The organism is Kitasatospora sp. NEAU-69 (assembly GCF_057158765.1).
The window spans coordinates 122119-146376 of the sequence record NZ_JBWXUE010000005.1 but is presented as its reverse complement, the minus strand read 5'-3'; the positions used below and the strand labels follow the sequence as shown (position 1 = coordinate 146376).

At 70.8% G+C, this 24258-nt stretch carries 23 protein-coding genes and 1 pseudogene; 16 read left to right on the top strand and 8 right to left on the bottom strand.

Annotated features, from left to right (window positions below; all coding sequences use genetic code 11):
• Positions 1-55 precede the first annotated feature (55 nt).
• From AC060L_RS08105 to ureA, 6 genes and pseudogenes are all read left to right on the top strand, one after another.
• Positions 56-1843, top strand: a complete 1788-nt coding sequence (locus AC060L_RS08105) for an N-acetylglutaminylglutamine amidotransferase (RefSeq protein WP_483797883.1) — start codon at positions 56-58, stop codon at positions 1841-1843.
• A 57-nt stretch (positions 1844-1900) separates the two neighbouring features.
• A complete protein-coding gene (locus tag AC060L_RS08100; protein ID WP_483797882.1) occupies positions 1901-4054 on the top strand; it encodes a prolyl oligopeptidase family serine peptidase in 2154 nt (717 codons plus the stop codon).
• 132 nt (positions 4055-4186) lie between these two features.
• A complete protein-coding gene (locus tag AC060L_RS08095) occupies positions 4187-4741 on the top strand; it encodes a TetR/AcrR family transcriptional regulator (RefSeq protein WP_483797881.1) in 555 nt (184 codons plus the stop codon).
• A 243-nt stretch (positions 4742-4984) separates the two neighbouring features.
• The gene (locus AC060L_RS08090; RefSeq protein WP_483797880.1) at positions 4985-6106 is read left to right on the top strand and encodes an agmatine deiminase family protein; all 1122 of its coding nucleotides are present in this window, start codon (positions 4985-4987) and stop codon (positions 6104-6106) included.
• Between the two features lie 122 nt (positions 6107-6228).
• Positions 6229-7416, top strand: coding sequence for an agmatine deiminase family protein (locus tag AC060L_RS08085; RefSeq protein WP_483798018.1), 1188 nt, complete (start codon positions 6229-6231; stop codon positions 7414-7416).
• A 13-nt stretch (positions 7417-7429) separates the two neighbouring features.
• Positions 7430-8107: pseudogene (gene ureA, locus AC060L_RS08080) on the top strand (urease subunit gamma); the annotation flags it as partial.
• Positions 8108-8127: 20 nt separating this feature from the next.
• Here the strand turns inward: ureA and AC060L_RS08075 are convergent.
• The gene (locus AC060L_RS08075; protein ID WP_483797879.1) at positions 8128-9564 is read right to left on the bottom strand and encodes an NF041680 family putative transposase; all 1437 of its coding nucleotides are present in this window, start codon (positions 9562-9564) and stop codon (positions 8128-8130) included.
• Between the two features lie 139 nt (positions 9565-9703).
• On the opposite strand from AC060L_RS08075, the gene AC060L_RS08070 reads away from it, so the two are divergent.
• The 4 genes from AC060L_RS08070 (at position 9704) to AC060L_RS08055 (ending at position 15114) form a co-directional block, all read left to right on the top strand.
• Positions 9704-11467 (top strand): urease subunit alpha, encoded by a 1764-nt coding sequence (locus AC060L_RS08070; RefSeq protein WP_483797878.1) that lies wholly within the window; start codon positions 9704-9706, stop codon positions 11465-11467.
• Between the two features lie 373 nt (positions 11468-11840).
• Entirely contained in the window at positions 11841-13436 is a 1596-nt protein-coding gene (gene dacB, locus AC060L_RS08065; protein ID WP_483797877.1) for a D-alanyl-D-alanine carboxypeptidase/D-alanyl-D-alanine endopeptidase, read from the top strand.
• A gap of 215 nt (positions 13437-13651) precedes the next feature.
• On the top strand, positions 13652-14275 hold the full coding sequence (locus AC060L_RS08060) for a hypothetical protein (protein ID WP_483797876.1): 624 nt from the start codon (positions 13652-13654) through the stop codon (positions 14273-14275).
• A 290-nt stretch (positions 14276-14565) separates the two neighbouring features.
• Positions 14566-15114, top strand: coding sequence for a chloramphenicol phosphotransferase CPT family protein (locus AC060L_RS08055; protein ID WP_483797875.1), 549 nt, complete (start codon positions 14566-14568; stop codon positions 15112-15114).
• On the opposite strand, the gene AC060L_RS08050 is transcribed toward AC060L_RS08055, so the two are convergent.
• The 3 genes from AC060L_RS08050 to AC060L_RS08040 form a co-directional block, all read right to left on the bottom strand.
• On the bottom strand, positions 15089-15706 hold the full coding sequence (locus AC060L_RS08050; RefSeq protein WP_483797874.1) for a hypothetical protein: 618 nt from the start codon (positions 15704-15706) through the stop codon (positions 15089-15091). The genes AC060L_RS08055 and AC060L_RS08050 overlap by 26 nt on opposite strands.
• Positions 15707-15915: 209 nt before the next feature.
• Positions 15916-16203, bottom strand: a complete 288-nt coding sequence (locus tag AC060L_RS08045; protein WP_483797873.1) for a hypothetical protein — start codon at positions 16201-16203, stop codon at positions 15916-15918.
• Positions 16200-16643, bottom strand: coding sequence for an ATP-binding protein (locus AC060L_RS08040; RefSeq protein ID WP_483797872.1), 444 nt, complete (start codon positions 16641-16643; stop codon positions 16200-16202). The genes AC060L_RS08045 and AC060L_RS08040 overlap by 4 nt, the downstream gene beginning before the upstream one ends.
• Before the next feature lie 296 nt (positions 16644-16939).
• Here AC060L_RS08040 and AC060L_RS08035 point away from each other — a divergent pair, with 296 nt between their 5' ends.
• The 4 genes from AC060L_RS08035 (at position 16940) to AC060L_RS08020 (ending at position 19130) form a co-directional block, all read left to right on the top strand.
• Positions 16940-17827, top strand: a complete 888-nt coding sequence (locus tag AC060L_RS08035; protein WP_483797871.1) for a helix-turn-helix domain-containing protein — start codon at positions 16940-16942, stop codon at positions 17825-17827.
• On the top strand, positions 17814-18026 hold the full coding sequence (locus tag AC060L_RS08030; protein WP_483797870.1) for a DUF397 domain-containing protein: 213 nt from the start codon (positions 17814-17816) through the stop codon (positions 18024-18026). The genes AC060L_RS08035 and AC060L_RS08030 overlap by 14 nt, the downstream gene beginning before the upstream one ends.
• 99 nt (positions 18027-18125) lie before the next feature.
• Entirely contained in the window at positions 18126-18848 is a 723-nt protein-coding gene (locus tag AC060L_RS08025) for a GntR family transcriptional regulator (protein ID WP_483797869.1), read from the top strand.
• A 69-nt stretch (positions 18849-18917) separates the two neighbouring features.
• Entirely contained in the window at positions 18918-19130 is a 213-nt protein-coding gene (locus AC060L_RS08020) for a DUF397 domain-containing protein (RefSeq protein ID WP_483797868.1), read from the top strand.
• A gap of 244 nt (positions 19131-19374) precedes the next feature.
• Here the strand turns inward: AC060L_RS08020 and AC060L_RS08015 are convergent, their stop codons facing one another.
• Complete coding sequence (locus AC060L_RS08015) at positions 19375-20229, bottom strand: IS5 family transposase (RefSeq protein ID WP_483797867.1); 855 nt, start codon at positions 20227-20229, stop codon at positions 19375-19377.
• Between the two features lie 204 nt (positions 20230-20433).
• On the opposite strand from AC060L_RS08015, the gene AC060L_RS08010 reads away from it, so the two are divergent.
• A complete protein-coding gene (locus tag AC060L_RS08010) occupies positions 20434-20595 on the top strand; it encodes a DUF4158 domain-containing protein (protein ID WP_344440908.1) in 162 nt (53 codons plus the stop codon).
• Positions 20596-20746: 151 nt separating this feature from the next.
• Here the strand turns inward: AC060L_RS08010 and AC060L_RS08005 are convergent, their stop codons facing one another.
• The 3 genes from AC060L_RS08005 to AC060L_RS07995 are packed head-to-tail and all read right to left on the bottom strand — an operon-like array spanning position 20747 to position 23436.
• The gene (locus AC060L_RS08005) at positions 20747-22012 is read right to left on the bottom strand and encodes a multidrug effflux MFS transporter (RefSeq protein WP_483797866.1); all 1266 of its coding nucleotides are present in this window, start codon (positions 22010-22012) and stop codon (positions 20747-20749) included.
• 3 nt (positions 22013-22015) lie between these two features.
• Entirely contained in the window at positions 22016-22660 is a 645-nt protein-coding gene (locus AC060L_RS08000) for an NAD(P)-dependent oxidoreductase (RefSeq protein WP_380305776.1), read from the bottom strand.
• Positions 22661-22683: 23 nt separating this feature from the next.
• On the bottom strand, positions 22684-23436 hold the full coding sequence (locus tag AC060L_RS07995) for an MBL fold metallo-hydrolase (protein WP_483797865.1): 753 nt from the start codon (positions 23434-23436) through the stop codon (positions 22684-22686).
• A gap of 81 nt (positions 23437-23517) precedes the next feature.
• Here AC060L_RS07995 and AC060L_RS07990 point away from each other — a divergent pair, with 81 nt between their 5' ends.
• Positions 23518-24147, top strand: a complete 630-nt coding sequence (locus tag AC060L_RS07990) for a winged helix-turn-helix transcriptional regulator (protein WP_432037662.1) — start codon at positions 23518-23520, stop codon at positions 24145-24147.
• Positions 24148-24258 lie beyond the last annotated feature (111 nt).

Genomic DNA, 24258 nt, shown 5'->3' with positions numbered 1-24258 from the left:
ATTCCAGCAGCGCCCTGTCGCCCGGACGGGCGCTACCGGTCGGGGGTGACGCACCGTGTGCGGCCTGACCGGGGAGATCCGCTTCGACGGCGGGCGCCCGGACCTGGCCGCCGTGGAGCGGATGACCGACCGGATGGCCGCCCGCGGCCCCGACGGCCGGGGCATCTGGTCGCAGGGCGCCGTCGCGCTCGGTCACCGGCGGCTGAAGATCATCGACCTGTCGGAACGCGGCGCCCAGCCGATGACCGACTCGGACAGCCGCCTCACCGGCGTCTTCAACGGCTGCATCTACAACTACCGCGAACTGCGGCAGGAGTTGGAGGGGCTGGGCCACCGGTTCTTCTCCGGCTCCGACACCGAAGTGCTGCTCAAGGCCTACCGCCAGTGGGGCACCGCCTGCGTGGACCGCCTGTTCGGCATGTTCGCGTTCGCCGTCGTCGAGCAGGACACCGGCCGGGTGGTCCTCGCCCGGGACCGGCTCGGCATCAAGCCGCTGTACCTGGCGCGGTTCGCCGACCGGCTGCGGTTCGCCTCCTCGCTGCCCGCGCTGCTCGCCGGTGGCGGCGGCCTGGACACCTCGATCGACCCGGTCGCCCTGCACCAGTACATGTCGCTGCACGCGACCGTCGCCGCGCCGCGCACGATCCTGGCCGGCGTGCGCAAGCTCCCGCCGGCCACCGTGCGGGTGGTGGAGCCCGACGGGCGAGAGCACGACCACCGCTACTGGCAGCCGTCCTACCGCCGCCGGGCCGAGCACGCCGGCATGGACGCCGCCGACTGGCGCGAAGCGGTGCTCGACGTGCTGCGCACGGCCGTCCGCCGCCGCACGGTGGCCGACGTGCCGCTCGGCGTGCTGCTCTCCGGCGGCCTGGACTCCAGCCTGATCGTCGCGCTGCTCGCCGAGGCGGGCCTGCACGACCAGGCCACCTTCAGCGTCGGCTTCGAGTCGGAGGGCGGAGAGCAGGGCGACGAGTTCCGCTACTCGGACCTGGTGGCACGGGAGTTCGGCACCGACCACCACCGGATCATGGTGCCCTCGGACCGGCTGCTGACCGCGCTGGACCGGGCGGTGGCGGCGATGAGCGAGCCGATGGTCAGCCATGACGTGGTCGCCTTCCACCTGCTGGCCGAGCAGGTCTCCAAGCACGTCAACGTGGTGCAGAGCGGGCAGGGCGCGGACGAGGTCTTCGCCGGCTACCGCTGGCACCCCGCGCTCGCGGCGGTGCCGCGCGAGCGGGAGCCGGAGACGTTCATCCGGACGTTCTTCGACCACTCGCACGCCGAGCTGGGCCGGATCCTCCAGCCGGGCATGCTCGCGGACCGCGACGCCTCGGCCGAGCTGGTCCGCGAGCAGATGGCCGCCGAGGGCGCCGAAACCGCGCTGGACGCGGCGCTGCGGCTGGACACCCACGTGCTGATGCCCGACGACCCGGTCAAGCGGGTGGACAACATGACCATGGACTGGGGCCTGGAGGCGCGGGTGCCGTTCCTGGACCACGAGCTGGTCGAGCTGGCCGCCGCCTGCCCGCCGGAGTTCAAGCTCGCGCAGGGCGGCAAGGGCGTGCTCAAGGACGCGGCCCGCAAGCTGCTGCCGCGCGAGGTCATCGACCGGCCCAAGGGCTACTTCCCGGTCCCGGCGATCCGCCACATGGCGCCGCCGGTGCTCGACCGGATCCAGCAGGCGCTCTCGGCGCCGGAGTGCCGCTCCCGGGGCATCTTCCGGCCGGCGTACCTGGCCGAGCTGCTCGCCGCGCCGGACGCGCACCGCACCCGGCGCGGGGCGAACGCGCTCTGGCACGCGGCGCTGCTGGAGATGTGGCTCCAGGCCCACGGGATCAGCTGAGCGGCCCGGCGACCTCGCGCGACAACCGAGCCCACCACGACCGAGCGGAGCCAGCGCATGGCGAACCTGCAAGCCGACCCCCTGGCCGCACCTCCCCTGGCCGCCGCGCAGACCGCACCCCTCGCCGCGCCGCTGCCCGACGCCCAGGGCGCCAGGGACACGCACAGCCCGGTGACCGCACACGGCTGCTGGTACCCGTCACCGGACCCGACCGGCGGGCAGCTGGCCTTCATCTGCAACCGCGGCGGCGTGCCACAGCTCTGGGCCGGCCCGGCCGACGGCGACGACGTGCACCTGCTGGACGCCGGGCCCGACCCGGTCACCGAGGTCTCCTGGTCGCCGGACGGCCGCTGGATCGCGTACACCACCGCGCCCGGCGGCGGCGAGCACACCCGGGTGCTCTGCGTCCGGCCGGACGGCAGCGACCGCCGGGTGCTGGCCGGCGCCGCCACCGGCAGCACCGCCTACCTCGGCCGCTGGACCCGCGACGGCTCGGCGCTCGCCGTCACCGCCACCGACCCGCCGCTCGGCTTCCCGCCGGCCGACCACGATGGCTACCGGCCTGCCGCCGAAGCGGCCCCGGAGCCGTCCGTGAGCGCCCGCGCCGGCCGCGACGGGCCGGCCAGGCTGCTCGGCGGCGCGCCGCCCGCCACGCCGCTGGACGCCTCGGCGGCGCTGCGCCCGCCGAAACCGGCCCCCTACGGCCTGGTCCCGGAGCCGCACCTCACCGGCGGCGGCCTGGCCGCCTACCTCGCCGACCCCTCGGGCGTCCGGCCGCCCGAGCTGCTCGCCACCGAACCCGCCGGCGCGACGCTGCGGGTCTGCGACACCACGCCGGACGGCCGGCTCGCCCTGCTGCTGCGCGGTCCGCGCGGCCGGCGGGAGGCCGTGGTGCTGCGCACCCGCACCCGCGAGACGGCGTACGCGGTGCCGGTCGCCGACGGTGATCCGTGGATCGGCCGGTTCTCGCCGGACGGCCGGGCGCTGTACCTGCGCAGCGACGCCGACCGTGAGTTCGCCGCGCTGCTCACCGCCGAGCTCGGGCCGGACGGCGGCTGCCTGCGGCTCTCGGTGACGGCCGAACGCGACGACGCCGACCTGGAGTTGCTCTCGGTCTGCGACGACGGCCGGACCGCCGTGCTGGCCTGGAACCGGCAGGGGCGCAGCGAGCTGGAGACCATCACCCTGCCCGCCTCGACCCCCCTCGCTGCCACTGCCACTGCCGCTGCCACCGCCCCGGCCCTGGCCCGTACCGTCGCGCTGCCGCACGAGGTGGTGACCCGGATCACCCCGGCCGGCCCCTGGGGGCTCACCCTGGCGGTGGCCGGCTCCCGCCGCCGCCCCGGCATCTGGCACGCGCCCGACGGCGCATCGGCCGTCCGGACACCGTGGTCATCGCGCGACCAGGACGCCGTCGCCCCCGGCCGCCCGGCGGTGCGGCCCGAGTACCTGCGCCTGGCGGCCCGCGACGGGCTGACGCTGGGCGGCTGGTACTACCGCGCGCTGGGCCGGGCCGCCGGCAGCCGGGCGCCGTGCGTGATCCACCTGCACGGCGGGCCGGAGGAGCAGGAACGGCCGGTGTTCGATCCGCTCTACCACGAGCTGCTCGGGCGCGGTCTGGACGTCTTCGCGCCCGACGTGCGCGGCTCGCGCGGCTCCGGCCGCTCCTTCGTGAACGCCGACCTCGGCGCCGGGCGGTTCGCGGCGATCCAGGACGTCGCGGACTGCGCGGCGCACCTGGTCACCAGCGGCCTCGCCGACACCCGGCGGCTGGCCGTGATGGGCCGCTCCTACGGTGGCTACCTCACGCTGGCCTCGCTGGTCTGGCACCCGGAGCTGTTCTGCACCGGGGTCTCGGTCTGCGGCATGTCGGATTTCCTGACCTTCTTCGCCGGCACCGAGCCATGGATCGCCCGGTCGGCGGCCGCCAAGTACGGGCATCCCGAGCGCGACCGGGACCTGCTGCACGAGCTGTCACCGATGAGCCGGATCGACGCGCTGCGCGTCCCGCTGCTGACCGTCCACGGCGAGCACGACACCAACGTGCCGCCCGGCGAGTCCGAGCAGATGGTCCGGGCCGCGCGCCAACGCGGCATCCAGGCCGAGCTGTTGGTGCTGCCCGACGAGGGCCACGACTTCATGCGCACCCGCAACCGGGTGCTGTTCCGGCGCACGGCGGCGGACTGGATCGAACGCCACACTGCCGGCTGACCGGCACCGGCCCACGCGCGTCGGCCCACTCATGCCGCCCGGGCCCGACTGGCATTTCGGTCAGGACCCGGACGGACCCACCGCACACGGCGGGTAGGGTGTCCGATTGTGGGTGACCGTAGAACAGGAATCATGGAAGCCGCCGCGCGGGTGATCGCCCGGCGCGGCGTGCGCGGCCTGCGGGTGGAGGAGCTCGCCGCCGAGGCGGGGGTGTCCACCGCACTGATCTACTACCACTTCAAGGACCGCACCGGGATCCTGCGGTCGACGCTGGAGTTCATCAGCGACCGCGCCGAGCGCTACACCCGGGAGCCGGCGGCGGGCGCACCCGCGCTGGACGCCCGGGGCGAGCTGGAGCAGGCGCTGCTGCTGGAGCTCCAGGACGTCCCCGAGGTGCGGGAGAACAGCACGGCCTGGGGTGAGCTGCGGGCCAGTGCCGTCTTCGACCCGGAGCTGCGGGAGGACCTGGCCAAGGCCACGCTCGTCTGGGTGCGGGAGATCGCGGACCTGCTCGGCCAGGTCCGCCCGATGAGCGGGGCCGCCGCGCTCGCGGGTTCGGCCGAGCGGCTGACCGCGCTGCTGGAGGGGCTGAGCATCAGGTGGCTGAGCGGCAGCCTGCCGCTGGCGCACGCGCGGGAGCTGCTGCTGGCCGCGATCGACGCCGAGCTGAGCCGCCTGAGCGACTGAGCTCCCGCCTGAGCGACTGAGGGCCGTCCGGCCTGCCCGTTCCTCCCTTTTCCCCCGTTTCCCGTCCCTGAGAAGTTCGCGATCTCGTTCTTGACTGAAATTTCAGTCAGTGCGAGAGTTGGGGCACGGTACGGCTCCCGGCGCGGCGTGCCCCGTGCTGTCACACCCGAGGCGAACGTGGGTGGGGCGGCGTCGGCCCGCCGACGCAGCGCCCGTGCCGCCTCAGTGGATCTGGAGAACGTCATGACACACCGCTCCTTCGTCAGCCGCCTCTTCGGCTCCGAGCCCGAGCACGAGCCCGAGCACCTGCCCGAGCCGGGCGCGACCGAGCGCAGCCACTGGGTGGACCGGGACGACGTGCCGCACGCGCGGACCTGGATGTCCTGGCCGTCCCGCACCGACATCTGGGGCCGCCGACTGCTGCGCGGTGTCCAGCAGGACATCGCGCTGATCGCCCGGACCATCGCGCAGTTCGAGCCGGTGATCCTCTGCGCGCCCGACGAGTACAGCGCCGGGCAGGCCCGTTCGCTCTGCGGCCCGCAGGTCGGCGTGCTCAGCTCGATCCCCACCGACGACCTCTGGATGCGCGACACCGCGCCCGTCTTCCGTCGCTGGGGGCGCCCCGGGTCGGACGCCCAGGGCGGCTACGGCAGGCTGGACGCGATCGGCCTGAACTTCAACGGCTGGGGCAACAAGCAGGTCCACGACGACGATGCCGAGGTCGCCCGGAGCATCGCCGCGTACACCGGCCTGCGGTTCACCGAGGCGGAGTTCGTCGGCGAGGGCGGCGGCATCGAGACCGACGGCGACGGCACGGTGATGGCCACCGAGAGCAGCCTGGTGAACCGCAACCGCAACCGCGGCATGAGCCGGGACGAGGTCGAGGAGGCCGTCCTCGACGCGTACGGCGCGGAGAAGATGATCTGGGTCCCCGGTCTCAAGGGCAAGGACATCACCGACAACCACATCGACGTCACCTCCCGCTTCATCCGGCCCGGCGTCGTGATGGTGCAGCTGCCGCCGCCGGACCGCAACGACGTCTGGGCCCGGGACGCCCGCGAGCAGTTCGCGATCCTGGCCGGCGCGACCGACGCCAGGGGCCGGCGGCTCCAGGTGATCCGGGTGGACGGCCCGGACACCGTGCGCTCGCGGGACGCCAAGTTCGTCGACTCCTACCTGAACTTCCACGTCGTCAACGGCGCCGTGATCACCGCGCAGTTCGGCGACGTGGTGAAGGACGCCGCCGCCGCGCAGGCACTGGCCACGGCGTTCCCCGGCCGGCAGGTCGTCCAGCTCGACGTCGACCGGCTGATGGGCGGCGGCGGTGGCATCCACTGCTCCACCATGCACGAACCGCTGCCTTAGCTCCTGCCGTCAGGCCTGCGCCCCAGGTCGCAACTCCCCCACACCCCCTGCCCCTTCGGAGTACCACCGTGCCTCTCTTCCCGCCGTCCCGCGGCTCCTCCCCGCTGACGTCCCGCCGAACGATGCTGCGCTCGGCCGCCGGTGCCGGCGCGCTCGCGCTGCTCGGCACCGCCTGCACGCCGGACGGCGACGACGACCCGGCCGCCGACGGCGCGCAGTCACCGGCGAACGGCCCGGCGCAGGGCTCGGCACACGGCTCGGCGCAGCCGCCCGCGAACGGCGGCGCCACGCCGGGGCGCACGTTCGGTGCCGAGTGGGAGAGCCACGCGCGCACCTTCATGTGCTGGCCGGCCTCGACCGGGATCTGGGGCGGTCAGCTGCCCGACGTCCGCCAGGACATCGCCGGTCTGGCCCGCGCGATCGGCGGCTACGAGCCGGTCGTCCTGTTCGCCCGGCCGGGCCAGCAGGACGCGGCGCAGCGGGCCTGCGGGTCGGACGTGGAGGTCGTCCCACTCCCGGTCGACGACCTGTGGGCGCGGGACAGCGTGTCGGTCTTCGTGTCGGACTCGGGCAAGGTCAAGGGCGTCGACTTCAACTTCAGCGGCTGGGGGAACAAGCAGAAGGAGCACGGCAACGACTCGAAGCTCGCGGCGGCCGTCCTCGGCAAGTACGGGGTCGATCGGATCAGCACACCGGTGGTCGCCGAGGGCGGCTCGTTCGAGACCGACGGTCAGGGCACGCTGATGGTCACCGAGAGCTCGGTGGTCAACGACCGCCGCAACCCCGGCAAGAGCCGGGACCAGATGGAGGCCGAGCTCAAGCGGGCGCTCGGCGTCACCAAGGTGATCTGGTTCGCGGGAGTCCGCGACCAGGACATCACCGACGCACACGTCGACTGCCTCGCCCGGTTCGCCGCACCCGGGGTGGTGCTGCTGGACCAGCCGTTCCCCGGCGCTCCCGACGACGTCTGGTCCCGGGCCGCCGCCCAGGCCAAGCAGGTGCTGGCGAACGCCACCGACGCGCACGGCAGGAAGCTCCAGGTCATCGAGCTGCCGCAACCGGACCCGGACCGGATCACCGGCAGGGGCGATGCGTTCGTCTCCTCGTACATCAACTTCTACGTCGCCAACAAGTCGCTCTTCATGCCCCGGTTCGGCGACGCCGCGGCGGACAGCCGCGCGCAGGGCATCCTGCGCGACCACTTCCCGGGGCGCGACATCGTGCCGCTGAAGATCGACAACATCGCCTCCGGCGGCGGCGGCATCCACTGCTCCACCCACGACCAGCCCGGCAAGCCGGCCGGCGAGTGAAGGGCACGGCATCATGCGACTGACACCCACCGAACGGGACCGGCTGCTCATATTCACGGCCGCCCAACTGGCCCGGGCGCGGCGCGCCCGTGGCTGCCTGCTGAACGTGCCCGAGGCCACCGCGCTGATCGCGGACGCCGTCTGCGAGGCGGCCCGGGACGGCCGCCGGCTCGCCGAGGCGATCGAGGCCGGCCGCACCGTGCTGAGCGCCGCCGACGTGCTGCCCGGCGTGCCGGACGTCGTCACGATGGTCCAGGTGGAGGCCGTCTTCGACGACGGCACCCGGCTCGCCGTCGTCAACGACCCCTTCCAGGGCGCCGGTTCACTCGGCGAAGACGGCCCGGGAGCGGCGCTGCCCGGCGCGGGCACCGGCTACGACCCGATCGAGGAGAGCGTGGTCCTGCCGGTGCACAACACCTCGCAGGTGCCGATCTCGGTCACCTCGCACTTCCACTTCTTCGAGGCCAATCCGCGGCTCGCGTTCGACCGCTCGGCCGCCTACGGCACCCGCCTCGCCGTCCCGGCCGGCTCCTCGGTGCGCTTCGACCCGGGCGCGACCGTCGAGGTCGGCCTGGTGCCGATCGCCGGAGCACGCGTCGCGATCGGCTTCGCCGGCCTGGTGGACGGCCCGCTCGACGCACCCGGCGCCCGCGAGGCCGCGCTGGCGAAGGCCCGCGCGACCGGATACCTCACGACCTTTCAGCTTGGCGTTTATCCTGTTAGCTTCTCTGCAGTGGTCTTCTCTGTGTGTTTGGCCTGGTTGCCGACGGGGTGGTGTGGGGCAACTCGCGTGTTTCTGCTGCCGGTTGTGCGTCCTGGTCCTGCTTTGCCGTGTTTCGGTGCGCTGGCTGGTTGAGTGGTCTTGGCGTGGAGGCGGCGAAATCCGCGCCGGACCCTGGCGGGGGTCATCCGGCCGGGCCGGGCGGGACGCTCCCACGGCCTGCGGAGGTCTTCGGCCAGTGGCCGGGCCAGACGCAGTTGGGTGTGGGCGGCGATGATGAGCCAGGTCCAGCGGTCCGCGGCCGCGGGATCGCGCAGTTTGGGCCTGGTCCAGCCGAGGGTCTGCTTGAGCATTCTGAAGGTGTGTTCCAGGTCGAAGCGGCGTAGGAAGGACTGCCAGAGCCGGTCCACGTCCTCGGCCGTGGCGTCGGTGCGTGACCACCAGAGCCATACCGGCTCTGCGTTGCGGTCGCCGGGCAGGTGGTCGACTTCCAGGCGGATGACCGTGCCCGTGATGACCGGCAGATCTCCGGGCGGGTGGCCGGCCCAGGCGGAGCGGCGGGTGAGCACGGGCTGCAACCGATCCCAGGAGCGGGCCACGGCCCGGCCGTAGCGTGTGGTGTCGGTCGTGGTGGTGTGCGCGGGCGCGGGCCAGCTGTCCGGGTCCCGGAAGTTGAACTCCGGTCCCCGGACAGGCTTTCGGCCCCGCTTGCCCGGCGGTTGCGGCAGGGGCGGGAAGTGCAGGACGCGGTCCGAGCGCATGCGCGCCAGGAGTTCGACGGGCAGGTCGGCCAGCAGGAACGCCAGACGGGTGACGTCGTAGCCGGCATCGAAGACGACCAGGATCCGTGGATCGCCCGGCGTCCACTGCCCCGCATCGCGCAACCGCTCGACCACGTCCCTGACCTGCACGGCTGTGAGGTCGCTCTGGTCCTGACAGGGGGCGATGCGGACCGCGTCCAGCAGGGCGGTCCACGAGGTTCGTCCCGGCTCCAGCGCCGCGACGAACGAGTACGGCCAGCCGGGGATCATCTGCGCCTTGCCCGTGCCCCGGGCGTAGGTGTGGCAGAACAGCCGTTCCGGGCTGGTGGCCGCGTCGGGCCGCAGCCAGTTGCTGACGTCCACTGCGAGCACGATCCGCCCATCCGCCGCTCGTGGAAGTGGCAGCGCGGCCAGCACCGGTCCCAAGCGCCGCAGATTGACAACCCCGCAGTTCATCGCGTCGTACAAGGCGCCGTGTCCGCGACGGTGCTCCGGCGCCAGCGACAACTCGACCAGCGTCGTGACCGGCCCCTCGGCGCACAGCAGGGAGTCGACCAGCTCGAACAATGCGTCCCCGCGCATGTCCAGGCACCCGTACAGGTCCCGCCGAAATCGGGACAACACGCCCAACGGGTCGACGTCGTCGACCCTATGCAGCACACTCATCTACACGGCCGTTCTGTGACACTTCGTAGCTCGACACTCCGAAGGATCACGGACGGCCGTTCCTGTTGTCAGCCGAACGACAAACCTCAGTGAGCGATGCTCCCGCCGAGGTCAAACGTCAAGTTCAGGGGGAGCACGCATGAGCGGCAGCAGCTTCGACGGTACGGGCTGCCACGGCGGCCACGGCACCCTGCCGGCCACCGGCATCGATCCGCTCGACTACATCTCGGTGCACGGCCCGCGCACCGGTGACCGGATCCGGCTCGGCGACTCCGGACTCATCATCCGCGTCGAAGCCGACTCCCAGGCCCCCGGCGAGGAGTTCCTGGCCGGCTTCGGAAAAACCGCCCGCGACGGCCTGCACCTCAAAGCCGCCACCGTCCGCGACACCTGCGACGTCGTCATCAGCAACGTCCTGATCATCGACGCCATCCAGGGCATCGTCAAAACCTCCATCGGCCTCATCGCCGGCCGCATCGCCGCCATCGGCCGCGCCGGCAACCCCGACACCATGGACAACGTGGACGTCGTCGTCGGCACCGGCACCACCATCGTCTCCGGCGAAGGCCTCATCGCCACCGCCGGCGCCATCGACACCCACGTCCACCTCCTCGCCCCCCGCATCATGGAAGCCTCCCTCGCCTCCGGCGTCACCACCATCATCGGCCAGGAATTCGGACCCGTCTGGGGCGTCGGCGTCAACTCCCCCTGGGCCCTACGCCACGCCTTCAACGCCTTCGACGCCTGGCCCGTCAACATCGGCTTCCTCGCCCGCGGCTCCTCCTCCCACCCCGGCCCCCTCGTCGAAGCCCTCGCCGAGGCCGGCGCCAGCGGCTTCAAAGTCCACGAAGACATGGGCGCCCACACCCGCGCCCTCGACACCGCCCTACGCGTCGCCGAAGAACACGACGTCCAAGTCGCCCTCCACACCGACGGACTCAACGAATGCCTCTCCGTCGAGGACACCATCTCCGTCCTCGAAGGCCGCACCATCCACGCCTTCCACATCGAAGGCTGCGGCGGCGGACACGTCCCCAACGTCCTCAAAATGGCCGGCGTCGCCAACGTCATCGGCTCCTCCACCAACCCCACCCTCCCCTTCGGCCGCGACGCCCTGGCGGAGCACTTCGGGATGATCGTCTCGGCGCATGATCTGAAAATGGATCTGCCGGGGGATGCCGCACTCGCTCGCGACCGGATCCGCGCCGGCACTATGGGCGCGGAGGGTGTGCTGCACGACCTCGGGATGATCGGCATCACCTCCTCCGACGCCCAGGGCATGGGCCGCGCCGGTGAGACCGTGCGCCGCACCTTCGCCATGGCCGGCAAGATGAAGGCCGAACTCGGCCCCCTCGACGGCGACGGCTCCTACGGCACCCGCGAAAGCGGCGACGACAACGAACGCGTCCTGCGCTACATCGCCAAACTCACCATCAACCCCGCCATCGCCCACGGCCTCGCCCACGAAGTCGGCTCCATCGAAACCGGCAAACTCGCCGACATCGTCCTGTGGCGCCCCGACCACTTCGGCGCCAAACCCCAACTCGTCCTCAAGAGCGGCTTCCCCGCCTACGGCGTCACCGGCGACCCCAACGCCTCCACCGACCGCTGCGAACCCCTCGTCCTCGGCCCCCAGTTCGGCGCCCACGGCGCCACCGCCGCCGACATCTCCGTCGCCTTCGTCGCCCGAGCCGCCGTCCACAACGGCGACCAACTCCCCACCCGACGCCGCCGCGTAGCCGTCCAAGGCACCCGCGGCATCGGCCCCCACGACATGATCCGCAACGCCCGCACCGGCCACGTCAACGTCAACGCCGACAACGGACTCGTCTCCCTCGACGGCAACCCCCTGCGCTCCGAGCCCTCCGAGAGCGTCTCCCTCAGCCGCCTCTACTTCCTCTAGCCCAGACACGACCTCCGGCACAGACGCACCAACCCACGAGGCCCACCGGCAGCGCAAGCGCCACCGGTGGGCCTCGTGGGTCTCGTGGGTCACCGGTCGGCGGCCGAAAAGTACCCGCTCGACTCGAGGCACCCGCGAGCCGACCGCGGCAACGGACCGTCGAGCCGCCACCGAGAGCCGGGACCCGGGCTGGGACCCGGGCTGGGCGGCCGAGGTCCGGGATCGTGGGAGCGATCCGCCGACCGGATGACTTTCGCTGCGACGTCCCCGCCAACCCGCCGCAACTGAGCGGCGGCCGCCACCCGGCTTCCTACGATGCCGCCGTCAGGTCCCGCTCCCGTCGGGCCCGCGCCTCCAGAAACGGCTGGTACAGATGACACACAGCAGACGACTGCAAGCCTGGGCCACCGGCGCCGCGACCCTGGTGCTGCTGGCCGGCGCGGCCGGCGCGTCTGCCGCGGGCCCGGCGCCCGCGCCGAGGGAGGCCGACGACCTCGGCCCGGCCATCCGGGCCATCATGGACAAGCCCGCCTACAAGCACGCCCAGTGGGGTCTGCTGGAGGTCGATCCGAGCAACGGGCAGGTGATCCACTCCCGCTTCCCGGACCAGTTCTTCATCCCTGCCTCGGGCGCCAAGCTGCTCACCGAGTCCGCGGCCTGGCACACCCTCGGCCCCGACTCCACCCTCACCACCCCGGTCCAGGCGCTCGGCGACCGGGCCGGCTCGACGCTGAACGGGAACCTGGCGCTGGTGGCCCAGGGCGACCTCACCATGGGTGGGCGGACCAAGCCGGACGGCACGGTCGACTACACCTCCTTCGACCACACCTACGCGGACGCGGCGCCCGGCGCCATCCTCACCCCCGAGGACCCGCTGGCCGGGCTGGACCAGCTCGCCCGGCAGGTCCGTGCCTCCGGCATCACCCAGGTCAACGGCGATGTGGTGGTGGACGCCCGGAAGTTCACGCCCCCGGCCCTCGACCCGCAGCCCACCCCGCTGATCATCAACGACAACCTGATCGACCTGCTCTCGACGCCGACCGCCCCCGGGCAGCCCGCCCAGCTGACCTGGCGCCCGCAGGTGGCGCCCTACCAGGTCACCTCCACGGTCCGGACGGTGGCGGCCGGCGGCCCGACCGACATCCAGGTCAGCACCTCGCCCGACGGAACGCAGATCAGCCTCTCCGGCACTGTCGCGGCGGACGCCCAGCCCGCGTTGAAGGTCTCCCCGGTCAAGGACCCCAACGCCTTCGGCCGCACCGCGCTGATCGAGGCGCTCGCCCGCGCCGGGGTCACCGTCACCGCCACGCCGACCGGGCCCGACCCGGTGGACCAGCTGCCGGCGAACTACGACGGCACCGATCGGGTGGCGGCCTACGTCTCCCCGCCCTACCGTGAGTACGCCAAGCTGATCCTGAAGGTCAGTCACAACCTCGGCGCCAACCTGGCGCTCTGCAACCTGGCGGTCTCGCGCGGCAGCACGGACTGCTCGGACGGTTTCGGGCCGATCCACCAGTTCCTCACCGACACGGCGGGGATCGACCCGGACCAGTTCCAGCTCGCCGACGGCCGCGGCGGCGACCCGGTCGACCGGGCCACCCCGCGCGGGATCGACCAGATCCTCCGGTACTGGCTGCACACTCCGGACGCGGACGCCTTCCGGCTCGCGCAGCCGATCCTCGGCGTCGATGGCACGCTGGCCAAGAACTGCGCCACCGGGTGCCCGGCCAAGGGCAAGGTGTTCGCCAAGACCGGCTCCGCCGTCGGCATGGACTCGCTGAACCAGCAACTCGCCGTGGCCGCCCAGACCCTGGGCGGCTACCTGGTGAGCGACCAGGGGTGCGTGCGCACCTTCTTCCTGGCGGTCAGCGGCGCCGCGGCGGTGGACATCCCGTCGTTCATCGAGGTGGGCAACGACCTCGCCCGGATCTCCGACCTGCTCCAGCAGGAGGCCTCCGGCAGGCGGTAGCAGGTGACTCCGACAGCTGATGATCACTCATGTGTGTTTCAGGCCAAGTTCATCATGTGTCCGGACTGTGATGATCAGCTGCATCCCTGACCGCTAGGGTCACTCCTGCTCCACTGACCAGCGCCTTCCGACCCCCGTGAGGCGCCAAGTGGACCTGTCGACAGGACTGGTGTGAAGTGAGCAGCAGGATTCGCCGGTTTTTTGATCATTCGTCCGTGGCCGCCGTCCGAGGCCGGCTGGCCGCAACGGTAGGGGCGGTCGCGTTGCTCGCGACCGTCCTCACCGGCACGGCCGCCGTCGGGACGGCCAGCGCCGCGCCCGTCACCACGCTCCCGGTCGCGGCAGCCGCCCACCCGGCTGCCGCAGCCGCCCCCAACGCCGACCGGCACCCCTCGATAGGTGGGTGGACCTGCGCCGGCACGCCCATCCCGCCGGGCTACGTCCTCACCGGCTTCATCCGCAGCGGATGCAACGGCGCCGGCTCCTGGAACCAGCAGCCCGTGCGCGACGGGATCTGGACCTGCGCCGGCTCCCCGATCGTGTCCGGTTACGTGATCACCAACTACCTCTCGTCCGGCTGCAGCGGCATCGGCGCCTGGTACCACCAGCTGGCCAAGAACGGCCTGTGGACCTGCGCGGGCTCGCCGATCGTGGCCGGCTACGTGACCGTCAACTACAACCGCTCGCTCTGCAACGGCATCGGCGCCTGGGTCCAGATGACCGCCCGCGCCGGCCTCTGGACCTGCCCCGGCTCGCCGGTGCCGGCCCCCTTCCGCAGCACCACCTACAACGCGGGCGGCTGCGGCGGCCTGGGTGCGTGGCTGATCCTGCACCGCTGACCCACCCCGCCCCACGTTGACGTCGAACGGCACCGCGCACGATGCACCGTGCGCGGTGCCGTTCGGCGCTTCCAGCCGTCAGGCCTGCGCCGCTGCCGCGGTCAGCGTCAACAGGATGAACTCCGCCGGACGCACCGAGGCGAAGCCGATCTTGAGGACGATCCTGCCGGCCTTGACGTCCTCGCCCATTTCGCCACTCCCGCCCGCCAACTGAGGTACGGCGTTGCTGCTGGGACTGCTCCAAACGAACGCTCCTGGGGCGGACCAAACGGCTGTGTGATCATGGAAACATGACATCTGGTCGGATCATCTTCCTCAATGGCACCTCCAGTTCGGGCAAGTCGAGCATCGCCCGGGAACTGCTGGACATCCTGGACGACGGCGTCTTCTTCCACCTCGCGGTGGACGGCTTCAACGCGATGCGCACCAAGCGACCCCTCGAAGCCGAGGAGCTCGACGTCGCGCTGCGCCGGACCCGGATGGGCTTCCACCGGTCGATAGCCGCCATGGCCGAGGCCGGCAACGACGTCGTCGTGGACCACGTGCTGAGCGAGCCCTGGCGGCTGGACGACTGCCTGGCGGTGCTGCGCCCCGAGGACGTCCTGTTCGTCGGCGTCCGCTGTTCGTTGGAGGAGCTGACCCGCCGCGAGCTTGCCCGGGGCGACCGCCCAGCCGGCCTCGCGGCGCACCAGTTCGGCCTGGTCCACAGCCACGGCGACTACGACCTGGAGTGCGACACCAGCACGGCGAGCCCGCGCGAATGCGCCGAGCAGATCAAGGCGTTCCTCCCGCACCGCCCGAGCCCCACCGCCTTCACCCGCCTGCGCGCCCGCGGCTGACCACAGCCGGCGTGGCCTCGAAGAGCTGTTCCAGCATGGCGGCTGCGAAGCGGACGGTGGCCGGCAGCCCGGCCAGCGTGATGGCGGTCCAGATCAGGATCGCCATCCCGCCCGACCTCCCCGTGATCATCCTGCCGCCGTCGAGCCACACCGTGGTCCGGTACCCGTGCGCATCCGACCCGTCCCCCGGCCGCTCCGCACTGAACTCGCGCCCGTCCAGGGTCCATTGATACGTGCAGGTGTAGGTGTAGTAGCCGCGCTCCTCATCGTCGTTCAGAGCCGTCCCCGTCTTCCGGCAGTTCGTCACCGTGGCCGTGACGGCGCGCGGTGGGTCTATCAGGCGCTGCCGGATGGCATCGGTGGCCTGCGCCGCCGTGAACACGGTGCCCAGGGCCAGCGCCAGCAGCACCACGACCGCCACGCAGAAGGAGATGTAGCTGCCGATGGTGACCTGCCGAGCGAGCGACAGCGAGGCTCCCAATCCCACCGGCAAGCTGACGCCGCAGACCAGCAACCACACCCATCGGTCACCCGGCTCATCCAGCGAGGCCCCCCAGACCACCGGCGCGGCAGCGACCGCGAACACCGCCACAGCGGCCACCATGGTTACGGCACAACGCCGGTGGAACGCGTCCCACCCGTCCGAAGGCGCGCGAGTCACCTTTCCCCCTCCCCCGTCAGTCCGGCCGACCGTTCGATTCTCACGGCCGTTGCTGCCAAAGGGCACTCGTCCGCCGGCTTCCTACCGAACCGGTGACAGAGCCAGGACATCGTCACGGCCCGGGGTGCCCCGGAGGTGGCTCAGGTCGGTCCATCCGCCGGTCGCAGGATCAGCCAGTACTGCACCCGGTCGAGCGCGAACGGCAACCGCGCCCGGCCGTCACGCGTGAAGCGCTCGACCATGCGCCGCGCGGACTCCGGTTGGTTGAGGATCAGGTCATAGGCCACCCGGTGGGCGGTGTTCGGCTTGAGCAGCTGGATCGACTCCCAGGTCGCAGCGAGCGCCTGCTCGAGGGTGGGGTAGGTCGCCTGAGGCAGCAGCCCGGTCAACTCCACGACGACCGGCCCGAGATCGGTGTCGTCGCTCACCGGACGCCCCCAGCGTCCGAGCCGGCGGCGCCGATCCGGCACCAGACCCGCTTGCCAATCCCGCCCCGGGACTCGCACCCCCACTCCTGAGCCAGCAGCTGCACCAACAACAGCCCCCGCCCGGCCTCCTGACCTACCGTCGCCGGACGCGGAGACGGCGGAACGCGACTCGCATCCTCGACGGAGATGTAGAGGTGGGAGCCAGCCACCTCGAACCCGACCCGGATCCGCTGCCCGGGACCAGTGGCATGCAGGTACGCATTGGTGACCAGCTCGCTCACCACCAACTCGCCCACCTCGACGAACCGCTCCCCACCGGGCACGGAGCCGAGCAGCTCACGCAACGCCCGCCGCGCGACCCCCGGCGACTGCGGGCTGCGCATCAGCCAACCCTGGACTTTCCCCTGCTGCTTGGACGGTCTGATCAGCATTTCAGGCATGGCGAAGCTCCCTCGCAACGCGACAACCGAATGGAATGGACGCACGACCGGCGCCCACGGGAGACACCTGGCAGAGGGCAGGAGATGCCCGGCAGACGAGCCGCCATGGTGACGTTCCGTTGTGGATTACTCCACTGTGAGTAGCATGCTCCGCAAGCCGCCAATCTGCAAGACTTCATTTCGGTGCTTCGAATTGACTTAATCGAACATATGAAGCTCATTGCGGGGCGAGTCCAGGAATGCTTTCATTTCGGGTGCCAGGAGTGCTTCAACTGGCAAGAGGGAAGGGGACAGCCATGCAGAACGGACCCACCGGCTCGACGGTGCCGCGCAGGCAACTGGGGCGGCATCTGCGTGACCTTCGCAACCGATCACGGCTGACCGTGAGAGCCGCCGCTCTCAAGCTGGAGTGGTCAGAGGCGAAGATGTGGCGCATCGAGACCGGCCAGACCTCGCTCCGCAGCCTCGACGTCGAGGCGATGTGCAAGGTCTATGGCGCACCGGCCCAGTTGACCGAGGCTCTGATGGCACTCGCGAAGGAGACCAAAGCCAAGGGTTGGTGGCACGCCTACGGTGACGTGATCCCCGAAGGGTTCGACCTCTTCATCGGTCTGGAGGAGGCAGCTTCACGGATCGACTGGTACGAAAGTGAGTTGATTCCTGGGCTACTTCAGACCGAGGATTACGCGCGCAGCATCATTCGAGCCGGCCACCCGACTCATGACAGCGACGAGATCGAACGACGTGTCCACCTGCGTACGGCCCGTCAGGTACTCCTCACCAGGATCACCGATCCGCCGACGTTTGATGTCGTGCTCAACGAAGCAGTGCTTCGGCGCCCCATCGACAGCCCCGCAGCCATGCTGAAGCAGCTCGAACACCTACTGAATGTCAGTGAACTGGCCAACGTTACGATCAAGGTAGTCCCGTTCAGCGCGGGCCTCCATCTCGGCGTCATGACAGGATCGTTCGGAGTCCTGCGCTTCCCGAGCAACGGCGAAGGAACAGAAACCGAGCCGCCAACGGTCTACGCGGACGGCTACACAGGTGCCCTGTACCTGGACAAGCCTCAGGAAGTCGAACGCTATGACGCCGCCTTCCGGAATATCCAGCAGACAGCGCTCGACGATCAGGCGTCACGGCACCTGATCTCAGAACTGGCAGGGAGCTATGAACAAGGTTGAGCTGACGACGACGGTGTGGTTCAAGTCCAGCCACAGCAATGCACAGCAGGCATGCGTGGAGGTAGGCACCGGCCTGCCTGGCGCCGTGCCCGTGCGCGACAGCAAGGACCCGCACGGACCCGCACTGATCTTCCGCACCGAAGCCTGGCAAGCATTCGTCACCGACCTGCGCTCATGGGACTCGCCCACCGACTCGTAGCCCTCCCTTGGCGCGCGACAGCCCCGGGCCGGTGGCGCCCGGCCCGGGGCCGTCGCCGCCCGCTGCTGGACACGCCACCCTTAGCTCTCAGAGGTGCTGATGCCTGCCGAGAAGACGTTCACTCACATCACCGACCACTATCGGCGGCTGATACTGACAGGCACGCTCGCCGCAGGCACGAAGCTGCCCAGCAACAAGGAACTTGCCGCCAAGTGGGGCGTCGCCGTCGAGACGGTCCGAAAGGCTCTCTCACAGCTACAGGTCGAGAAGCTGATCCGCACCAGCCCACGCGGCACCTTTGTAGCGGACGAGACCCCCGCAACCGCCAGCCCTGCCGACCGGCTCTCGGCGGTGCGGAACGTCATGCGCAGCTTCATGGAGGGCGAGACCAGCGTCGTGACGGCAGCTCAGCTGGTTGTCCCGCCGGTCTATGTGGCTGATCTGTTCGATCTCGACCACGGAGATCAGGTGGTTCGGCGCGAGTACGTCGCTGGGCGCAGCAGCGTTCGAACCCTGTTCGCGGTGGACTGGTTCCCGGCTCAGTTCGCCGTCCTGGTACCGGACCTGCTCAGCACTGCGGCCGGCAAGAACGACGGCCTGACGGCCCGCGTACTGGAGGCCACAGGCCGACACATCACCACCGCCCGGGACGACATGCACGGCCGAGCGGCTGACGCACGAGAGGCATCCGCGCTCGGACTCGCGGTCGGTGCTCCGATCCTCGCCGGCGCCAGCCGCTGGGGCGACGACGCGGGAATCATCCAGTACAACGAATGGTGCCTGCCTACCCGACTGACCATCGGGTACGACTACGGGGTCTGAAGAACATCCAGCAGACAGCACTCGACGACCAGGCCTCACGGCGCCTGATCTCAGAACTGGGAGGAAGCCATGAACAGGGTTGACCCGACTGAGACGACGTGGTTCAAGTCCAGCCACAGCAACGGACAGCAGGCTTGCGTGGAGGTGGGCACCGGCCTGCCCAACGCCGTGCCCGTGCGCGACAGCAAGGACCCGCACGGACCCGCACTGACCTTCCGCCCCGCAGCCTGGCAAGCGTTCGTAACCGACCTGCGCTCGTGGGACTCACCCGCCAGCTCGTAGCCCTCCCCTGACGCTCACTCAACAGCCCCGGGCCGGCGGCGCCCGGCCCGGGGCCGTCGCCGCCCGCTGCTGGACACGCCACCCTTAACTCTCAGTGGACGTTAAGTCCCTTTTCTCTCGGTTCGTGATTGCTCGTACGTGTGAACGTCGGCCGTACTGGCGTGCCAGCTCGGGTTCGGGTGATGTTCTGCGGCACATGGACAGACGGGCGTATCTGAGCGACTGAGGCCGACCGGCAAATGGATCACTTGAGGCGGCGGCGGGTGGTGGGCCGGCCGTCCCAGCGGTAGCGGCTCGTCGAACGTCGGATGAGCATGCGGAGCGTGATGAGAGTGGCGGCGAGGTAGAGGTAGAAGTCCACGACCGCGCCGCTCCTCTCGGTGCAGCGTCGGAGCTTGCCGTAGTCGTTCATCCACGAGTGGGTGCGCTCTACCACCCAGCGCTTGCCGGCTTGGATCGGGACGGGCACTCCCTTGCGGGCGAACTCGGCCGTGAATCCCAACTCGGCTATCAACGCACGGGACTTGGCGCTGTCGTAGCCCCGGTCGAGGTTGACGTTCACCGACTCTGGCATCGCGCCGACCTGTGCCTGCGCCGCGTCCAGGGTCGGGCCGAGCAGGGGTGAATCGTGCCGGTTGGCCCCGTCGGAGACGATCCCGAGCGGGACACCGCAGGCATCGGACGCGACTGAGCGCTTCAGTCCCTGCTTGCCCCGATCCACCGGCGACCGCCCGGCCTTGTCACCGCCGGACGGGGCCTTGGTGATGCAGCCGTCCACCGAGATCTCGCCCAGCCCGAGGCCGATCATTCGGTCGTACGCTTCGAGCGCCAGAGCGTGTACTTTCTCGGATATCCCCAGCTCGGCCCACTCTTTGACACGCCGCCTGATCGTGCGGTTGGAACATCCGGGAGTGGAGATGCGCTCGTAGCCGGAGCCGTGGACCAGCGCGTGCACGATGTGCTCGAAGACCGTCCTGTCGGCGATCCGGCGGCGGTGACAGCCCAGCGGATGGTCGGCGACGAACGCTCCTCTGACGGGCAGGAGTGCGGCGAACTGGTCCCACAGGGGTTCGAGCAGGCAAGATGGCAGCGCGGGCACGCCCGTCCTTCGTGATCACTGAGCGTAGAGAACTCCATGATCACGCCTGGACCCGTGCCCGCACTGCATCGACCCCGCCTTCTGGGCCTACAGCAGCCGCCTATTGCCGGTCGGCCTTGACGTCCACTGAGGGTTGATCAAGCCCCGCCGCGAGCCATAGCGTGCCGTCCGTTTGGTGACGGTCGATGCTCAGGCAGTGGGTTCGTGGCGACTCAGGATGTGTTCTCTGCGGAGGAACTGGCGCGGCTTCGGGGTTTCCCGGAGATCGACCGGGCTGAGCTGATTCGGTACTTCACGTTGACCGGTGCGGACGAGGCGTTTGTGCGCCAGTTCCGTACGGGCCGCAACGCGAGCACGTCGAAATAGCGGCCCTCCACGAAGGCGGGCAGCTGCAGGGATGCGAGCAGGTGCCCCCAGACGGGCGGGAACGCGTTCCACGCGTCGCTGCACCCGACCGTCGTCGTACGTCTGTCACGCTGATCGCGGAATCACCCTGTTCGCCAGACGCTGGCCCGATTCACTGGATGCCGGCTCGTCTGCGATCGATGTGCTGGCGCGGTCGCCGGTGTCCGGCAGGTCCTTGGCGAGCCGGCCTGCGAGTGCGCTCACCGGGCATCGACCGGGTGAGGACGCCGAGTGTGAGCAGAGCGAGCGCCGGCAGCACGGCGACGATGATTCCCATCGGCAAGGCGTCGGTGGCGCCACCCGCGCCGGCCAGCGGAGCAAGTGCCCCGCCGAACATGAACTGGCTGAAGCCGAGCAGAGCGGCGGCCGACCCGGCGTGTCCGCCGTGGTCGGCCAGGGCCTGGGCCGCGGCGTTCGGCATGACCAGGCCCACGCTGGAGACCAGGACGAACAGGCCGATCAGGAGCACGGGCAGGGGTGCCCGTGTCAGCACCGCGCCCAGGACCGTGGTGCCACCGGCTGTCGCGCCCAGCAGACCGGCGAGCAGCAGCACGCGGGCGCCGGCCCGGGCCACCAGCCGGCCGCTGATCTGGGCGGCCGCAATGAGTCCGGCGGCGTTGACGGCGAACACGGCGCTGTACTGCTGCGGTGACAGGCTGTGGATTTCCTGCAGGACGAACGGCGAGCCGGAGATGTAGGCGAACATCGCCGCGAAGACCAGGCCGTTGGCCAGGACGTACCCGGTGAAGACCCGGTCGCTGAGCAGTTGCCCGACGACAGCCAGCAGCGGCTGGCGTGATGCGGAGGGCCGGGTCTCCGGCAGTCCTGCGGCGGAGGCCGCCAGCATCACGGCGCCGAGTACGGCCAGGGCCACGAAGATTCCAGGCCAGGCCGTGACGCGCAGTAGCTGGCCGCCGAGGACCGGCGCGAACACCGGCGCCAGGCCGGTGATCAAGGTCAGTGCGGAGAAGAGACGTGCGGTGCGGGTTCCGGAGGTGCGGTCGCGGACCATGGCGTTGGCGATGACGATGCCGAACCCCCCGCCGATGCCCTGGACCAGGCGGAGGCCGACGAAGGTCCGGACGTCGGGTGCCACCGCGCAGAGCGCGCTGGCGATCGTGTAGAGGGCGAGGCCCGCCAGCAACGGACGCCGCCGGCCGTAGGTGTCGCTCAGCGGCCCGGCGATCAGCTGCCCGATGGCCAGCCCGGCCAGACAGGCGGTGATGGTGAGCTGGGTGGCCGCGGCGCTGGCGCGCAGGTCGCCGGCGAGGTCCGGCAGTCCGGGCAGGTAGCCGTCGATGGACAGTGGTCCCAGGGCCACGAGCGCTGCGAGCAGGACGATGAATCGGGTGTGCCGGCTGGCGGCGTCGTTGCTCATGGCTCAGTACGCCACGGTGATGCGGCGGCGGATCGCGGTGCCGCTCTCGATCGTGTCGGCCAAGGCGATCGCGTAGTCGGCGTACGAGATGCGGCTGTTGCCGTCGTCGTCGGTGAGCAGGGTGTCCCCGGCGCTGCGGTAGGCCCCGGTCCGCTCGCCCGCTCCGATGACCGCGGCGGGCGACACGTACGTCCAGTCGAGGTCGTGCACGCCGCGGTAGAGGTCGAGCGCTTCGGACTGGGCCTCGGCGTTGGCCTTCCACAGCGCGGGGAAGTCCGGGTCGTCCATGACCCGGGCGCCGGTCGGCGTGCGCAGGCTACCGGCACCGCCGATGGTGACCAGGCGGGTGACGCCGGCTCGGCGGAGTCCCTCGATCAGCGCACGGGCGGCACCGACGATCGTGGCGCGGTCGTTCTCCTGGCCGATCCGGGGGCCGACGGCCGACAGTACGGCGTCGTGGGAGGCGGCGAGGCCGGCGACCGCGGCGGCGTCTGTGACGTCACCGGTGGTCACGGTCAGGGCCTTGTGCTCGAGGCCGTCGACGTGGCCGGCTCGGGTGACCGCGGTGACGGTATGGCCGCGCCGCAGTAGTTCCTCGGTGGTGGGCCGACCGATGTTGCCGCTGGCACCGAACAGGACGATCTTCATGTGTTGCTCCTTGTTTCTGATGGTCAGAGGACGGGCTGGCCGTCGGCGATGATGGCCGCGGTGATGCCGCGCTCGTCGGCGGCGTGCTGGAAGCGCTGCTCGATGTCGGGTTGTTCGGTGTAGAACGGCGGGTTGTGGAACAGGCCGTAGTGCATGGCGCAGACGGTGCCGGCGCCGAGTGCGACGGCGGCCTCGACGCCCTGCTCGGGGGTCATGGTCGCCGGGACGTTGGCCGCGTAGCCCTCGAAGTGGGCGATGACGCCGTTGACCGGGACGAACGCGACGTCGAATGGGCCGTGGTCGCGGGCGATCTGCCACCAGCTGCCGTGCCACTGGGTGTCGCCGCAGTGGATGACCCGCCGGCCGGCGCCTTCGACGACCCAGGCGACCTGGTCACAGTCGTTGCCGCGCCAGTCCAGCGAGGTCACCGGGGTGACGGTCAGCGCTCCGATGCGGCGTGACTGGCCCAGGTCCTGGGCAACGGGGGTGATGCCCACCTCGTGCAGCGCCGCCGCGCTCGGGGTGTGGCAGCCGATCGTGCCGGTGGCCGCGATCCGGGCGATCAGGTCGTGGTCGTAGTGGTCGGGGTGCAGGTGGGTGATGAGGGCGTGGGTGCCGGGCGGGGTATCGACCGGGTCGACCGGCCGGTGCGGCGGTCCCATCACCGGCGCCAGCGGAGCGACGTTCTCGAGCGGGTCGATCAGCAGGCGGGTGTCGCCGAGACGGATCTCGACGCCGGCCCAGGCCAGCCGACGCACGGAAAGGGTTGGGGTCATGGGCAGCGACGCTAGACCGACGTTGTTGAGAAAGTCAACAAGAGAGTTTTGAATCTCAACACCACGATGTAGGGTGGTGGCATGCGCACCTACGGGCAGTACTGCGGCATCGCGAAAGCACTGGACACCATCGGCGACCGATGGACCCTGCTGATCGTCCGTGAACTGCTCGCCCTGGGTCCGTGCCGGCACACCGACCTGCGCAACGGGCTGCCCGGGATCGCCAGCAACCTGCTGGTCGACCGGCTCCGCGAACTCGAGGAAGCCGGACTGATCCACCGCGAGGCCGCCCCGCCGCCGGTGGCCACCACCCTGTTCTCCCTCACCGAGCGTGGCCGCGCGCTGGAGCCGGTGCTGCAGGAGCTGAGCCGGTGGGGCGTGCCGCTGTTGCGTGAGCCGGGCGGCAGCGACACCTTCCGCACCCACTGGCTGGACATGCCCGCCCGGGCACTGACCGACCACCGCCCCGACCAGCCGGCAATCGCCCTGCAACTGCACGCCGACGGCAACGAAGACCTGGTCATCGAAGTCAAGGACGGCTCGGTGCACACCCACGCCGGCCGGGTCGACCACCCCACCGCGTCCCTGACCGGACCGCCGCACCTGCTGGCCGCGACCCTGCTCGGCGACCTCGATCTGAGCGCCGCAGTACAGCAGGGCCTGCGGCTCAGCGGCGAACGCGAGGCAGTACTGCGCATCCTGCCCCGCTGATCGACCGGCCGCTCGCGGGCCTGCGACCTCAAGCTCTACCGAGTCTGCGCCGGTCTCAGTGAACGTTAAGTCCCTTTTCTCTTGGTTCGTGATCGCTCGCACGTGTGAACG

Excerpts from the sequence above, each read along its gene's own strand:
- AC060L_RS08000 (WP_380305776.1), bottom strand. The coding sequence starts at position 22,660 with ATGAAGATCGTCCTGTTCGGTGCCAGCGGCAACATCGGTCGGCCCACC.
- AC060L_RS08005 (WP_483797866.1), bottom strand. The coding sequence starts at position 22,012 with ATGAGCAACGACGCCGCCAGCCGGCACACCCGATTCATCGTCCTGCTC.
- AC060L_RS08085 (WP_483798018.1), top strand. The coding sequence starts at position 6,229 with ATGCTGCGCTCGGCCGCCGGTGCCGGCGCGCTCGCGCTGCTCGGCACC.
- AC060L_RS08075 (WP_483797879.1), bottom strand. The coding sequence starts at position 9,564 with ATGAGTGTGCTGCATAGGGTCGACGACGTCGACCCGTTGGGCGTGTTG.
- AC060L_RS08055 (WP_483797875.1), top strand. The coding sequence starts at position 14,566 with ATGACATCTGGTCGGATCATCTTCCTCAATGGCACCTCCAGTTCGGGC.
- AC060L_RS08095 (WP_483797881.1), top strand. The coding sequence starts at position 4,187 with ATGGAAGCCGCCGCGCGGGTGATCGCCCGGCGCGGCGTGCGCGGCCTG.
- AC060L_RS08030 (WP_483797870.1), top strand. The coding sequence starts at position 17,814 with ATGAACAAGGTTGAGCTGACGACGACGGTGTGGTTCAAGTCCAGCCAC.
- AC060L_RS08040 (WP_483797872.1), bottom strand. The coding sequence starts at position 16,643 with ATGCCTGAAATGCTGATCAGACCGTCCAAGCAGCAGGGGAAAGTCCAG.
- AC060L_RS07990 (WP_432037662.1), top strand. The coding sequence starts at position 23,518 with ATGCGCACCTACGGGCAGTACTGCGGCATCGCGAAAGCACTGGACACC.
- AC060L_RS07995 (WP_483797865.1), bottom strand. The coding sequence starts at position 23,436 with ATGACCCCAACCCTTTCCGTGCGTCGGCTGGCCTGGGCCGGCGTCGAG.
- AC060L_RS08020 (WP_483797868.1), top strand. The coding sequence starts at position 18,918 with ATGAACAGGGTTGACCCGACTGAGACGACGTGGTTCAAGTCCAGCCAC.
- AC060L_RS08100 (WP_483797882.1), top strand. The coding sequence starts at position 1,901 with ATGGCGAACCTGCAAGCCGACCCCCTGGCCGCACCTCCCCTGGCCGCC.
- AC060L_RS08090 (WP_483797880.1), top strand. The coding sequence starts at position 4,985 with ATGACACACCGCTCCTTCGTCAGCCGCCTCTTCGGCTCCGAGCCCGAG.
- AC060L_RS08035 (WP_483797871.1), top strand. The coding sequence starts at position 16,940 with ATGCAGAACGGACCCACCGGCTCGACGGTGCCGCGCAGGCAACTGGGG.
- AC060L_RS08070 (WP_483797878.1), top strand. The coding sequence starts at position 9,704 with ATGAGCGGCAGCAGCTTCGACGGTACGGGCTGCCACGGCGGCCACGGC.
- AC060L_RS08025 (WP_483797869.1), top strand. The coding sequence starts at position 18,126 with ATGCCTGCCGAGAAGACGTTCACTCACATCACCGACCACTATCGGCGG.
- dacB (WP_483797877.1), top strand. The coding sequence starts at position 11,841 with ATGACACACAGCAGACGACTGCAAGCCTGGGCCACCGGCGCCGCGACC.